Origin of the sequence: Pseudodesulfovibrio sp. S3 (genome assembly GCF_004025585.1) — a bacterium.
In the GTDB taxonomy this organism is placed as follows: Bacteria; Desulfobacterota; Desulfovibrionia; order Desulfovibrionales; family Desulfovibrionaceae; genus Pseudodesulfovibrio.
Window position 1 is genome coordinate 77402 of the sequence record NZ_QTZO01000002.1, and the last position, 14562, is coordinate 91963.

Below are 14562 nucleotides of genomic sequence, written 5' to 3' on the forward strand. Positions count from 1 at the left end.
ATGCGAATCGCGTTCACGGCCTTCCTGCTCCTGTCCCTTGCCTGTCCGCCCCCGGCCGATGCGGCATCCACCTTGAGAATCTCAGGCCCGCCCATTGCCGAAAGCGTTCCCCTGCTGGTCATGGCACAAGACGACCGGGAATGGGAGCAGGACTTTGACGCGCAGTTCATACCCTGGCATTCGCCGGACATGCTCCGGGCCATGGTGGCAGGCGGCCAGGTGGATGCAGCCATCGTCACCACTGCAGCGGCCAGTGCCCTGCGCAACAAGGGCGTCAACTGCCGGGTGGCCCTGCTACACGAATCCCCGGTCTGGATCGTCTCGACCAAACCCGGTCCCGACACACTGGAATCTCTGGAAGGCACCCTGCTTTTCCCCTTCGGGCCGGGAGAGATGCCCGAACTCTTCTACCGGGCCACCATGGCGGGCAAGCCGTGCAGAATCACCACCAGACACACGGGCGGCTCCCTGGAGGCGGTCAATCTTCTGCTGGCCGGCAGGGGCGACCACGCCATGCTCAGCGAACCCACGGCTTCCGTCGCAGTGCTGCGCTCCAAATCCCTGCACACGGAAGGGGCACCGCTGTTGGTGAAGCGCGTGGATATGCGCAAGGCCTGGGGGCGCGCTTTTCCAAAGCATCATCTGGCCGCAAGCTGTGTCGCCTTTTTCGGGCCTGAGGCAGACAACCACCTAAAAATACAGGCCTTCAACAGGACCTATGCACAAGCCTGCCAATGGATGCAGGAGAATCCGGACCAGGCCCTTACGCTGGTCAGGAAAAAGTTCCCGGCCCTGGCCTCTCAGATGAGGCAGGGGACAATGGACGATTTCACGGTCCGCATCCTGAGCGGAACACAGGCGCAGACAGACGCCCTCTTCTTCCTGAACAAAATATACGGGATATCCCCTGGTGCCGTCGGAGGCTCCATGCCCGGAAAAGACCTGTTCGAGGTAGGTCAATGAAAGACGCCTACACTCGCAAGTGGCCGCCCTATGCCTTCCATTTGCTGGGCCTGATGATGCTGATCATGGGATGGGAGATGCTGGCGCGCACCTTTTCCGGGCTGGTCGTGGCCGGGCCGGGAGAAACCCTGACCGCGCTCTTCCGGCTGGTCGGGAATGAAACCTTCCTGACCCTGCACATGGTCCCCACCCTGAAACGTATCGGCCTGGCGCTGGTCTTCGGCATCGGAAGCGGCACGGTGCTGGGCATCCTGGCAGGGTTCGTGGAACCCGTCCGGCTCATGCTCGCTCCGGCACGCTGGATTCTCATGAGCATCCCGGGCGTGATCATCGTGGTGGTCTTCATGCTCTGGTTCGGCATGGGCACCACCATGGTCGTATGCATCACGGCCACCATGATGGCCCCCATCATCTATGTGAATGTGACCGACGGCATGATGAACGTGGATCGCAACCTGCTGGAAATGGCCAAGGTCTATCGTCTGCCCTTGCACATGCGACTGATGCGCATCTACGCCATGGCCCTGGCCGGGCCGCTCCTTTCCGGGGTGGTTATCGCCACGGGCAACGGTATCCGGCTCGTGGTATTAGCGGAAATGCTCGGCGCCAACGAAGGCATCGGTCATGCGCTGGCCATATCCCGGGCCAACCTCCAAACCGACGAACTCTACGCCCTGACCCTGCTGGCCATGCTGGTCATCGGCGGAGTGGAAGTGCTCCTGCTGTCCCCGGCCCGCAAGGCCGTGCAAAGGAGGCGGGCATGAACCCCATTATCGAACTGAAAGATATCCACAAACGATTCGCCATGCGCCCGGTCATCACCGGGTTCAACCTTACCGTGCAACAGGGAGAAATCCTGGGCATGCTCGGTCCAAGCGGTATCGGAAAATCCACCGTCCTGCGCATGATCGCCGGGCTGACCGCCCCGGACTCGGGACATATCCGGGTCAATTCCAACCATATAGGATACGTATTCCAGGAAGCGCGTCTGCTGCCCTGGGACACCGCGCTGAACAATGTCGTGCTGCCCCTGCGCGCACAGGGAATCAACAGGCACAAGGCCCTTGAACATGCCCGCTATTATCTCCGGTGCATGGAACTTTCCGAATCCGAAAACGCCTACCCCCACCAGCTTTCCGGCGGCATGCGGCAACGGGTGGCCCTGGCCCGAGCCTTTGCCATAGGCCCGGACATCCTGCTTCTGGACGAACCGTTCACCGGTCTGGACGCAACTCTCAAGGAAACCATGCGAAATCTACTGGATTCCGCCCTTGATGCGTGCCCGGCAACTATCATACACGTGACCCACGACCCCTCGGAACTGCTCAACAGGACCAACCGCACGATCCACCTGGAGCAGAAGCTCGAAGGATACACAGGTGCCTGCCTGACCGAAACTGATCAGCAAAGACAATTGTCCTAACCCAAGCCACTATTTTCGGGCAGCGTTTCAAATACTTCCGGGGTGACCGCCGCATCGAAAAACAAGCTCATGCACCGATTTCACAACAACTCCTGAACCAAGGATTTTCTGACAACACGTATTGACAGCGCATGAGGTTGAATGTCATTTTCATTTACTGCATTTCAATGGACGCCGATCTTCTGTGCGATGCCACATTTTCTGGCAGTTCATGCGCAGGCGGCAACACCGTATACACCAGCGTCCAACACATGAATCCGAGGGGCGCCACAAACAAATGGAGACTCCATGCAAAAAATCAACACCGAAGGCATTTCAGACGCAGTAGCGGACACCCTGTTCATCACTTTGTACATGCGTTGCCTGGAAACCAGGAGACCGGACAGAATCATCAAGGACCAGGCAGCATGCAATATCGTGGAGTCCGTGGATTACGACTTTTCGAAATATGACGATGCGATTCGGAGTCAGGTCGGAATCTGCATCCGGGTTCAGTACTTTGACGAAATTGCAAGGAGATTCCTCGACAACAACGCCTCTCCGGTCGTGATAAACCTCGGGTGCGGACTCGACACCCGGTCCACCCGGATAGGCCTGAACAAGGGCACTTTCTACAATATCGATCTTCCGGAAGTCATGGAATTGCGCGACAAGCTGTTGCCGCCGGATGAACACAACATTTCCATCCACAAGTCGATGTTTGACCCTTCCTGGACTCAAGAAATCCGGGAAAAACACCCGCAAGCGAATATCCTTATCATGGCTGAGGGCGTATTCATGTTTTTCCCGGAAGATGAAATCCGCCCGGTTCTCGAACAGGTCGCCCGCTCCCTGTCCCCTGGAGAACTTGTCTTTGACGCCTGCACGGCCTTCGGCTGCAGGATGTCTTCCCGGCACGACACGCTAAAACACACCAACGCAAGCTTTCAATGGGCCCTGAACGACGACACACTCCCTGAAAGATGGGCTTCCAACCTGCATTTGCAGAATGTTGCCTACTACATGGACAAGGAAAAAAAACGGTGGGACAACCTCTCCAGGTTCATGTCCATGTTCCCCATTCTCTCCAAGGCGTTCAAGATGCTGCACTTCCAAATGACTCCGGCACAGGCTTAACCGCAATAAGAAGGCAACGGCCAAGAAAAGCCCCCGGAGCAATTGCTCCGGGGGCTTTTCTTGGCAAGAAGTTCAGCCGCGCATATCAGCTACTCCAGAGCCTCCTTGCGTGCCAACTCAATATCATCGATCACAGAGATAGGGGCCTTAACGCGTCCAACGAATTCCCGATTCCCAGACAGCGCATCCAAATGCACCCTTGCCGTTTTCCAATCACGGTTTTCCCAGGCGCACATGGCAAGGAAATAACGGCTTTCCAGGGCGTTGGCATTCTTTTTCAAAATATCCAGAAACACCTGCTCCGCCTCCTTGAACCGACGGGCCCGATATAGGATCTCCCCCTTTTCCTCGGCCAACGAAACAGAGGGCGCGAACCGGGAGAGTTGTCTTACCGCTTCATCGGTTCGTCCCGAGGAAGCGGTAAGTTGAGCGATCCTAATTGCATGTTCCTCATCAGAAGCTCCGGGGTAGGCGCGTTTCAGGGCGTCCGATGCCATGAGCGGAGCGTTCACATAAACATACAGCGAGGCCAGCCGTTCAAGCTCCTTGCTGGATGGAGAACCGAGCCGATAACAAATCTCAAGGGCGCTGGCGGCCTTTGCGTATTCCTCCCTGTCCAGATGCAATTTGGAAAGAAGTTGCCAGTAAGGAGCATCATCCGGATTCGACGCCAGATAGGTATGGAGCATGCTTTCGGCACGCTTGAACTGCTTGGCCTCGAGATGGGCGTGGACCGCCAGGCGTACCCATTCCTTTTTCGGATTCTTGTCCACTGCAAGCAACCGGGCCATGACCTTCGCGGCAGCGGCATATTCTCCCCCGCTGTAATAAGCCGACCCTGCGTGAAACAGCAAAACCGACTCGGGCGGAGATTTGAGAGCATAGGTTTTCTCAAACAACCGGCCTGCGTCCGCGTACCGTCCCAGCTCATAGCAGGCCACGGCGCTGTTACGGGCCAACTCAACATTGTCGGGATAGGCATCCAGTCCTTTGAGGAACACCTTGAACGCCTGTTCCCTGTCTCCTTTTCTGTATTGTGCGCCGCCGAGCATGAGATACGCCTGGGGAGGAATCGCCTCCTCAGCCTGCTCCATATATTCCCGCAGAACGGAAACAGCATCGGCAAAATGAGCGTCGTCGATGCTCATTTGCGCCTTATGCAGGACCTGCCGGGCCTGAGGGGAAAGCCGTTCCGCTGCATATGCCGATCCTGAAACAAGAACTATTGCCAGGATTAAGAGAAGTATTCTTGCCATGATCATTGCGTCAGCTCAAAGACAAAGGGCAGAAGAACCCAGGTATCCACGGCCTCTCCCTTGTATTTTCCCGGCTGGAACCGCCAGCGCTTGGCCGCATTCAGGGCGGCATCATCAAAGACGCCAGCCGGTGTTGAGGAGTGAATGGTAATATCTTGCGGCGTGCCTTTAGCCGTGACAAGCATACGGACCACGACCTCCCCTTCCACCCTGTTCCGCTTGGCCACATACGGATAGTCGGGGGGGACACTGCGCAACACCTGCGGGATGTCATCCACCTCGTCCATGGTAAAGCCTATGCCGCCGAAATCTCCCGAGGGAAGGGAAATGTCACCGGCCAACCCAGGATGCGTATCTGCTGAAAATCGGGGGGTGCTCATTGTCATGACAGGCTTGACGGGTTTGCTTTTCACCTTGTTCGAAAACTGCTTGGGGAGTTCCTTGGGTGGCTTCATCTCATCCAATTTCCTGCGCTGCAACTCCGGCAAGGGTTTGTCGCGTTGCGGCTGGGCAAGACGGATGGCTCCCTCCACAATCTCCATGCCCTTGGGAACAGGGGCGTCATTGAGCAGCAGGATTCCGACATACACCAGCCCAACCATACAAGCCGCAACCATGCATGAGGCCACGAACTCCCCGCCCCCCCTGGCTCGTGCAACGATCATTGCTTCCTCGCCGCTATGCTGATGTTCTTGACCCCTGCCAGGCGGCATTGGTCCAACACCTGGACGGCATTTCCGGTGGTGCTTTCCTGATCGGCAACAATGACGACCGAACCATCCGGTGTTTCCGCGAGAAAACGTTCCATGTAGGCGCGCACGGACCGGATATCAAGCGACCTGCCTTCAACGAATATCCGCCCGTCGCTGGTCAATCCGAGAAGGACATTGGCCTTCTCCTTGGTTTCAGCGGACTGGGCCGAAGGACGCTGGACCTCGACACCTGATTCACGGACAAAGCTCGTCGTGACAATGAAAAAGATGAGCAGGATGAAGACCATGTCGATAAGCGGCGTCATGTTGATTTCGCTTTTGCGCGATCTGACCCCACGGGCATAACGGATGCTTTTCATTTCCCGTCCCTTACCTTGCCATTCCTTCGGTCTGATGCTGCAAGCGGATGCAGAACAATTCCATACGACCCCTGAGCTTTCGGGCACGCTGGAACAGGAAACCGCCGAGCAACAGGCCGGGAACAGCCACCACCAAACCGCTTTGCGTGGTCACGAGGGCCTCGGAAATACCGGAAGCCAAAGCACGAGCATTGCCTGTGCCGAACTGGGAAATCACGTCAAACGTCGTGATCATGCCGGTTACCGTGCCGAGCAGACCAAGCAGCGGGGCCACGGCTGCAAGAATCAGGATGGTCCCGATATAGCGCATGGCCTTGAACTCCTGACGCATGCGCATTGCGTCCAGCATATCACGGTTGAGATCCTGGTCCTCGCACCGTTGTTCCATGTATTGGGAAAGAATGTCCCATTGCCACTGGGCAAGACCGGCCTTGCAGACACTGCTTTCCCCCCGGAACAGATCCAGGCTGCGCTCCGGGGTCGCCTCTCTGCGCCGTTCGCGCATGAACCTGAAGCTTTTGACAATGGCCAAAGTCCACATGATCAGGGAAAGGACAAACAGGGGGAGCATGATATCCCCGCCTGCCTGGAAATAATCCGCCATTCGTTCCGCAAGGCTATGCAGCTGCATCGAGTTCCTCCCGTGTTTTGATTTTACCCAGCTTCATCAGCGCCACGGCAAAACCGGTGCCCTTCTCCTCCATGTCGCCGATGATCTTGTCCACCCGCCGCTCAAGTATGTGGTGCAGAATCATGATGGGTACGGCCACCGCAAGGCCGAGCTGGGTGGTGACAAGAGCTTCGGAAATGCCGCCCGACATCATGCGAGGATCACCGGTGCCGTAAACTGTGATGATCTGAAAGGTGTTGATCATGCCGGTAACCGTACCGAGCAGGCCGAGAAGCGGGGCCACGGCCGCAAGCACGTTCAGCGTAGGCAAAAACCGTTCAAGCATGGGCAATTCCTTGAGAAGCCCTTCCTGAAAAGCGTTTTCGATGATCTCACGCGTATTGCCGAGATATTTGAGTGTGTGACCGATGATGCGGCAGGTGGGATACATGGATTGTTCCCGGCAGAATTGTCGGCATTCCTTCCACTTCCCATTGTCGACCATGCCCAGAATCGTGGCCATATTGCGGTCCGAGTTGCCGCGTATCTTGCTCAAGGAGTAGAAACGCTCGACCACCAGAACCAGCGCGGCAATGCCCACCAGAATAATGGGCCACACCAGAAGCCCCCCGGCGCTCAGCCACTCGTATATTCCCTTTTGATCCTGAGCCAACCGGGTGAACGCGGCACCATTGGAGATGTCCACCGGAAAGACCGTACCCTTCCCCTCAAAATACTCGCGCATCAAACCCGAGAGCTTCCATCCAGGAGCGCCCTGCACGGCGACCAGGGTGCTGGCGTCGTTTCCGGGACGCAGGAATCCGAGGGATCCATCCGGCAGGCGGTACGCCATGGTGAAGGAACCTATACGCAGGAGATCGCCGGTCTTGTCTTTTCCATCGGTGCCGATGAAACTCCCGGTACGCCTTGCGACGGTGCCGGAAACCTGCAATTCTTCAAGCAACAACGTGAGCAGGTTCTGAATGCCCTCGAGACCGGGAAACTTTTCAGGCTGAAGCACTTCGGCCAGTACGGTTTCCCGCTGGGGAAACTCCGGGGTGGTCAGGCTTTCATGAAAATAATCACGCGCCTGCTTGGCTGCCGTACGAATGGTACCGTCAATGGTCTTGAGTTCATGAGCCTGTTCAGCAAGTTCTTCCTGCAGGACTTTTTCCTGTTGGAGAAGAGCATCATATTGAGCTTTCAGGGTGCTGAACTCCTTCTGCCTGACATCAATGGAATCCTGCAGGGCATTCTTCTCAGCCGAGATTTCACGCCGCTCTTGGGCGATAATGGACTCGGTTTGACGGACGTTTTCCTGCACCGTCCCGGCAACGGTTGTGACCTGTTGCGCCACCTGCTGCCACTGTTGGGCATAAGCCGGCATCGACAGCGCCAGAACAAAGAAATACGTGACAATCAGAGTTCTCATTGGGCGGCTCCTATGGGCAGGTCAAGAAGTTCAACAGCACGCTTTCGCTCCGCCATGTCCCTGGCCCGGCGCAAGGTGCGTGCATACTCCTGGGACAGGGGTCTCCAGGAACTTGAGGCCTTGTCCCAAACCCCCGCGGCAGACCCGTCAGCCGCCAGGTAGAAAAGAGCTGTCCGGCCAAGCCTGAAAACGGAAACCCGGGTTGGATTGCCGTCTATCGGCAACTCCCTGGTGGTTGTAGCAATGTTTCGACCATACTCCGTTTCCACAAGAAGGGCTTCGAACACCCTGCGCAACTTTTCGCTCAGGCTGAGCCGGTAGTCGTCAAGCGAGGTATGGAGAAAGGCGATTCTCGCCTGTCGCTCCTCCGGCAGGAACTGCAGATCGCGGGCCACGAACCCGTCAAGCGTGTCCACAACCGTTTCAAGAAAAGGCTCAAGCTCCATGCGAATCCTTTTGGCCTCCTCCTTGCGCCGCTCCAACTCTGCAATCACCACCTTTTGCCTTTCGATATATTTAGCGTATTTCTTGTTCTGAAAGCCGAGCCAGTCATCCATGGCCTTCATGTCTCGTATTTCATCCGACATCTCCAATTTCTTATCCGTCCAGTCGACATATTTGGACTGAGCTTCAGCCTCGGACGCCACGGCCCTGGTCAGATCCGCATGGACCTCTTCCGGGGTTGCAGCCCCTTTTGCCGAAATTGGTGACAGCAGCAATAAAGCCACTGCAATCGTGCTTCTAATCAACATCTGTACTCCTGGATGAAGCCCGATACCGGGCAATTCAACAAATGAGTTTGATTCTTGTTCATAGGGCTACGCATGACACTCTCTCTGCGAAGACAAACATCAAACGATGATGAAAATCATTTTCAATATCAGAACGATTTCTTACACACAACAAAATCCAATGTAAAGCCCCTCTCAACTTCTTTTGGAAAAAATATTTTTCCCCGCTATTATCGTAAATTACCATCAATGAAACATCGCCTGCAGAGGAATCGGAATGCCTCCCCCTCCAATGAAACCCATCATAGATATCCTCTGGCAGCAAAGGGGCCTGGTTTTCCCCGCATCGAACACCTGCCTGAGGGAGTGCGTACAAAAGCTTAAGGGCATCAAGACGCCATGGACGAATTGCATATACATTCCACCCTCCCTAAAGCCCGGAAACAGACACATCACGTGAATTATTTAGAATCCGCGCATGATCCCGCTTCGGCCCCCAGAGGGACAACTGCCAAGCCCTCACCCTCTCTCAATCCATCCTCTCCTTTCCGAAGGGCTTGGTCTTGAACAGCAACACCGGCGTGATGAAAAAATCGGCGGCAAGGGCGGAGAACAGTCCTGCGCCGACCAGAAACCCCATGCTGACGAAGATCTTTACAACCGAAGCCATGTACGCCGAGAAGCTCAAGGTCAGTACGACCGTTGTCATGAGCAGGGCCCCGCCAACAGCAAAGAAGGTCCGCCGGTTGCTCTCGACATACTTGCCGCAACGTTCGAATTCCAACTGACTGTGGTTGATAAAATGGATCGTGTCGTCGACCGCCAACCCCAACAGCATTGGGATGATTGTGACGGTGACAAGGTCGAGAGGAATATCCGCAAACCCCATGATCGCTCCGACCACAAGGGCAGGGGCAACGTTGGGAATCATGGAGATGATCCCGATGCGGATACTGCCAAAGACGATCATCATGAGGATGGTGACAATGACGAGCGCAATGAAAAAGGATCTTATCTGCCCGTAGGAAACGTATTCCTGCATGACCGTGTATTGTGATATTGCCCCGGTCAGCACCACATGCGCGTCCGGGAAAAGCCGCCCCGCCTCCTGCTGTATCCATTTGAGCTCCCGGGCCGCTTCACCGGAATTGTAATGCCCCATCTCCACTTGCAGCTTGAGCCGTTGATAGTCGTAGTCAATCCAACGCTCGACCTCGGCTCCGCCTGCATTTTCATAAAGAAGAAGCAACTGCGCCACCATCTCCCGGCTCTCGGGCAACCGGTACCACTCGGGATCACCCTCGTGCATGACCTGATTGAGATCCTTGAGTATCTGCAACAGGGACGTTGTCTTCTTGGTCAACTCCAACTTGTCAACATCCCTCACCAACATTTCGAATTTCTTTAAATTCTCCGGATCTTTTGCCGCACCGGGCGCATCAAACTCCAGGGCCAGATTATATGAATAAAGCGAGCCGACCTGCGATTGTCCGACCTCGTAGATTCGGTCCACATACGGAATCTTGCGGCCAAAACTCCTGAGGACATCAAACGAAACCTCGATCCGACTCACACCCACGAGGCAAGCACCAATACCGACCGCCAGCATGAAAAGATATAATCCCTGCCGCTTGAGGGAGATGTCTGCCAACCATGCCATGAATCGTTGCATACGGGTTTCACGAACAGTAATTTCGCCGGAGGGGCACTCACGGTCCTTGCCGAAACTGAGCAATGCGGGAAGCAGCGTCAGAACCACCAGGCAGGCCAGGAATACCAATGAGGCGGAAGTGAGACCTACCCAGCGAATGGGACGCAACGGTATCAACAGGAAGGAAAGCAGCGCCGCAACGGTCGTCAGAGCACTGAATATGAGCGGCCACCCGACCTCTTCAACGGCAATGACCAGAGACTCCTTTCTTCGACCGGTTTTCCTGAATTCGTCATTGAAGTGGTTAAAAAGGTGAATGGAATACCCGATGGACACGGCAAGGGTTATGAAAATAGGCATGAATATGACGGTCGGGTCGGTTTGAATGCCGAGGTACCCCTGCAGGCCAAACACCATGGTCATGACACAAAAGACCGTGGCAAGAGGAAAAACGACCCCACGCAGACTGCGAAGGAAAAAGAAGAGAATCAGAGTGGTGAAGACAAGTGAGATGCCCAGCAGGCGAGGTGTTTCCTTGTTGAAAAAATCAAGTTTCTCCGCAGAGATCACCGGCAGGCCGGTAGCTTGCGGATGCAGCGAAGTGTATTGGGGCTGGCTGACAATCTCATTGAAGAGGTGACCAATGGCCATTATGGACTCTTCGCCATTGATCTGTTTGACGGACTCGGGCACATTCTTCAGGCGCAGGATAAGCCAGGTTTCGGTGCTGTCCCCGGAGACCAGCCTGCCCTTCAATGATTTTCTTGAAAGAGCCTTGCGCCGTATGGCCTCCAGCTGCCCCTTGTCTTCGGGAATGTTCTCCGGCACAAGATCTGCAATCCTGATGCCGCCCGACACCCCTTCAGTGAACTCCATGTCGGTCAAGGACAGCACGTCGTCCGCATACGGAACCCTGTCCAGGAGTTCGTCGCCAAGCTGCCGCAGAAGACGAAGATTTTCCGATTCGAAGACATCGTCCACCGTGATCAGGGCCGCACAGAAATCCTCGTTGCCGAATAGATGTTCCATCCGATCCTTGGCCGCGAGCAACGCGTCGTCTTCCATGAACCATTTATCCTGATCCACATCGGTCTTGAGACGCGGAAGCCCTGCCGCCGCCGCAAAAGCCAATGCAAAGAACGCAATGAATACGACCCAGCGATAGCGTATTATAGCCACGCCATATGAATGAAAAACAGCATTGATCCTGCTTATGTTAAGCATACTTTGCTCCTTAGAAGCTGTATTTTGCCTTGACCCAAACCTGGGAATTGTCGTGATACTGGCCATAACTGCCACTCTGGCGTCCATTGAACATGTCCGTTCCGAGGAGAAAATGAACCCCGTCTGCCATCTCATAGTCCGCCTTGGTACGGACGAACGAATCCTGATCGTTGACATTGAAATAGACCATGCAAGAGAGGGTCAGGGTCTGCCGCAAGAGTTTTTTTGAAATGTTCAACGTGGCGGTGAAGTCATGCTGATTCGCTGACAAGACAGACTCGTAATCGAGTATTTCCTCTTCGAACAACTGGAAGATCACGCTCCAGTCGTCGCCCGGAGTCCAATCTACTCCGGCCAGCCATTTAACGGAATTCTTGCGCTTGGGCTGGATGTCGAGCAGCTTGGTATCAAAATACCGGCCCAGATACCCCGCGATCTCGCACCGAAAGACGAAATCCGACCAGGGACGGGAAAAATCCAATCCCAGCACCGTCATCCTGTGGTGCTTCGGTGAAAACGTGATCGAAGGCGTCCCGCCAGACATGGTCACAACTCGATGGTTCGCGGCAAAATCATCCCACGTGTAAAAGGCCGAGGCCGAAACATCGAAACCTGAACGGTACGTTGAGACCTTCAGGGCCACCTCGCTGTTTTCAAACGCCAAATCAGGCTCGTCTGCGGCATGGGTGACCACGCTGGTGCCTGCGGGCCATGTTATTTTCGTGGCCCAGGGATTGTCCCCCTTGGGCAATTCAGCAGCTTCAAAAACGGGAATCCAGATCAACTCCATATCCATGTCCGAACTCAGCAACCGAAATTTGGCAGCGTCCACAGGCATGCGGATTTCATCCAGATCACGAGTGATGGACTCGGTATAGTCCGGCGGGCAAATCACGTCCGTTATCTGCACTCCGTCCGCCTTGCCCCAAATGATCGTCTGCCTTCCCAGCCGCAGGTCCCACCCGGATTCCGCATGCTCCAGCCAGAACTCGTGCAGATCCACACCGCTTTTGGACCCTATCTTCCAGTTCTTCTCCGCATCCGCAGAAATACTTGCATACACGTACTCAAAATCCGCATCCAGATTGAGACGCATCCGCGCGCGGGACGTAATTGATTCGTGAGGGGCATACACTCCCCTGGATTGAATCGTTTCGATCCATCCTGACAAATCAAGCCGATCCGTCCAGCTCTCAGCGATCTCGGCACATGCGTCGGAAACCATTATGACAACCAGGACGGCAACCAAGCTCACGAGTTTCATGGTTACTAAAGTCGTCCCCGTTGGATGCTGGAGACACGAAAAAGGTCGTCTCCAAGGCCGGTGTCATAGGTCACCCCGGCAGTCTCCATGGTGGTCTTGTGTTCCCTGCTGACATTGTCCATTTCCGAAAGCAACACGGTCCAGAAACCGTTCTGCTTCTGGATATTCAATGCCCTGAAAATCTTCAGTAACCCGTCCTTGTCAAAATACTGGGCCTGGACGAGCACCAGGGCTTCCTTGTCCACCCAAAGAATTCTTTTGGTGTACATATCTTCCGGATCCACAGGGATGGATTCGATCTTCCAGCAATCGTGACCCATGACGGACTCCTCGCCCAGCAGACGATGCGTATCCTCGTCCACATTGCGTTTGCCCATGTCGTCGTAAGTGAAGTCCGTACCCATGAAGTATTCGTTTCGGGAAGCTCCGCTGATGCGCCGCGTCTTTTTCATGGCCGGCATATACAGCCACTTGTCTTCTTCCCTGTCGACGTCGTCATACTCCCACGACAAAAAGGCCGTCTTTCTGACATCCGCAGGTTCACAAAACACCATGACCGACTTCTTGTCCCTGCCAAAGTCCTTGGAATAGCTTTTCACTTCCCTCACCCGCTTGCTGCCGCTCTTGTTTATCAAGGTCATGGTTATGACCGATGTCCGGTCCTCGCCATCCGGCCGGTCGTCCACCATTGTCATGATCTCATGGCCGGACAATTCCCCGGCCATGACCGGGGCAACACCCAGCGCACAAAAAAGAACCATAGCGGCTACAGTCAATTTCCACATGTTGACGATCACTCCTTGTTTTCGGGAAGGGGCCAGAAGGTTTCCGGGATAAGGCCAGGGCCCCGAAGAACCCTGGCCCGATGATTATTTCACGATAAAAGTCAGACTTGCGGCTTGGTACACCTGATCGGCTTTTCCGTAGAGATCCTTCAAGGGGCCGTCCTTCGTGACGTCGTCCTTGAGATTGGTGTTGATCATCCACTGGCCGGAGCCCTGCACGCGGAACTGGGCGAGGCCTTCCATAATGTAGGACTGCAAGGTAAAATGGTCGCTCTGGCCGAAGCTCGGGCTACTGGCCGAGATGTAGTTGATGCTCTTGGCGGTGGAGCTAACAGGTTCGCCATTGAACAACACCTTGAGTTGAATCAAGTCACCCACATGCACGTTGCTCAGATCGGTCAGCGGAATGATCTCCAACCCATGACCGAGCGGAGCGGGCTGAGTCCATTCCTTCACCGTCATATAGGACTTTGCAAAAGCCTGAAATTTAACAGACATGAGCACTTTGTCGATATCCTTGACCTCATCGCGAGGTTTGAGCGCCAGACGTTGACGGCCTTTCTTGTCAAGGTATTGTGTATAAAATGTCGGCTTGGACACTGCGCTGAACTGATAGACTCCGGGTTTGCTGTCCGCCTTCAAAGCGATCTTCTGGACAGCGAGATCCCCGGGATACACATCGAAATCGCTTGTGTTCTGCGACGGTTTGCTTTCTTCGAAAGAAGGCTTTTGCAATGCGGTTCTGTGCAGATCCGGGCCTATCACCTCAAAGCTGTCGAGAAGAATTCTCCCGTTGGGCGAGTTCGGGATATCGTCCATGGGCAGCGCATGCCCCCAACCGATGGAAACCATCGCATGGGGAGGAACATGGGCATCGGAATAAAAATTGTTGATCCAGACCGAATGGGCCTGAGCGCCCGACACAGTGCCGAACACCACAAAGCACAATGTAAAAAGAAAACGTTTCATGTTAACTCCATTTGGTTATGGGATTAAATGGCATCACCGTCACCTTGAAGACGATAATCAAAATCA

The 14562-nt window shown here is 55.0% G+C and carries 14 protein-coding genes; 4 read left to right on the forward strand and 10 right to left on the reverse strand.

The genetic code is table 11. The annotated features are described in order from the left end of the window. The 4 genes from DWB63_RS17170 (at nt 1) to DWB63_RS02330 (ending at nt 3502) form a co-directional block, all read left to right on the forward strand. Nucleotides 1-963: an ABC transporter substrate-binding protein gene (locus DWB63_RS17170; RefSeq protein ID WP_164879750.1), complete on the forward strand. Its 963-nt coding sequence runs from the start codon at nt 1-3 to the stop codon at nt 961-963. After that, nucleotides 960-1727 carry an ABC transporter permease subunit gene (locus tag DWB63_RS02320; protein WP_164879751.1) on the forward strand — a complete coding sequence of 256 codons (768 nt, stop codon included), beginning with the start codon at nt 960-962 and terminating at the stop codon, nt 1725-1727. The genes DWB63_RS17170 and DWB63_RS02320 overlap by 4 nt, the downstream gene beginning before the upstream one ends. Beyond that, entirely contained in the window at nt 1724-2386 is a 663-nt protein-coding gene (locus tag DWB63_RS02325) for an ATP-binding cassette domain-containing protein (protein WP_128327199.1), read from the forward strand. Before DWB63_RS02320 ends, DWB63_RS02325 begins: the two co-directional genes overlap by 4 nt. Before the next feature lie 288 nt (nt 2387-2674). Beyond that, entirely contained in the window at nt 2675-3502 is an 828-nt protein-coding gene (locus DWB63_RS02330) for a class I SAM-dependent methyltransferase (protein ID WP_128327200.1), read from the forward strand. Between the two features lie 89 nt (nt 3503-3591). Here the strand turns inward: DWB63_RS02330 and DWB63_RS02335 are convergent, their stop codons facing one another. From DWB63_RS02335 to DWB63_RS02375, 10 genes are all read right to left on the reverse strand, one after another. Further along, a complete protein-coding gene (locus tag DWB63_RS02335; RefSeq protein WP_164879752.1) occupies nt 3592-4650 on the reverse strand; it encodes a tetratricopeptide repeat protein in 1059 nt (352 codons plus the stop codon). Nucleotides 4651-4760: 110 nt separating this feature from the next. Further along, on the reverse strand, nt 4761-5423 hold the full coding sequence (locus tag DWB63_RS02340) for an energy transducer TonB (RefSeq protein ID WP_241648555.1): 663 nt from the start codon (nt 5421-5423) through the stop codon (nt 4761-4763). Further along, nucleotides 5420-5830, reverse strand: coding sequence for a biopolymer transporter ExbD (locus DWB63_RS02345; RefSeq protein WP_128327202.1), 411 nt, complete (start codon nt 5828-5830; stop codon nt 5420-5422). Before DWB63_RS02345 ends, DWB63_RS02340 begins: the two co-directional genes overlap by 4 nt. A gap of 10 nt (nt 5831-5840) precedes the next feature. Next, on the reverse strand, nt 5841-6461 hold the full coding sequence (locus DWB63_RS02350; protein ID WP_128327203.1) for a MotA/TolQ/ExbB proton channel family protein: 621 nt from the start codon (nt 6459-6461) through the stop codon (nt 5841-5843). Then, a complete protein-coding gene (locus DWB63_RS02355) occupies nt 6448-7872 on the reverse strand; it encodes a MotA/TolQ/ExbB proton channel family protein (protein ID WP_128327204.1) in 1425 nt (474 codons plus the stop codon). The genes DWB63_RS02350 and DWB63_RS02355 overlap by 14 nt, the downstream gene beginning before the upstream one ends. Further along, nucleotides 7869-8624, reverse strand: coding sequence for a DUF3450 domain-containing protein (locus DWB63_RS02360; RefSeq protein WP_128327205.1), 756 nt, complete (start codon nt 8622-8624; stop codon nt 7869-7871). The genes DWB63_RS02355 and DWB63_RS02360 overlap by 4 nt, the downstream gene beginning before the upstream one ends. A 508-nt stretch (nt 8625-9132) precedes the next feature. Beyond that, nucleotides 9133-11478, reverse strand: coding sequence for an MMPL family transporter (locus tag DWB63_RS02365; protein ID WP_164879753.1), 2346 nt, complete (start codon nt 11476-11478; stop codon nt 9133-9135). 10 nt (nt 11479-11488) lie between these two features. Further along, complete coding sequence (locus DWB63_RS17175; RefSeq protein ID WP_164879754.1) at nt 11489-12742, reverse strand: DUF1302 family protein; 1254 nt, start codon at nt 12740-12742, stop codon at nt 11489-11491. A gap of 5 nt (nt 12743-12747) precedes the next feature. After that, nucleotides 12748-13527, reverse strand: a complete 780-nt coding sequence (locus DWB63_RS02370) for an outer membrane lipoprotein-sorting protein (RefSeq protein ID WP_128327207.1) — start codon at nt 13525-13527, stop codon at nt 12748-12750. Between the two features lie 84 nt (nt 13528-13611). Beyond that, entirely contained in the window at nt 13612-14496 is an 885-nt protein-coding gene (locus DWB63_RS02375; protein WP_128327208.1) for a DUF4198 domain-containing protein, read from the reverse strand. Nucleotides 14497-14562 lie beyond the last annotated feature (66 nt).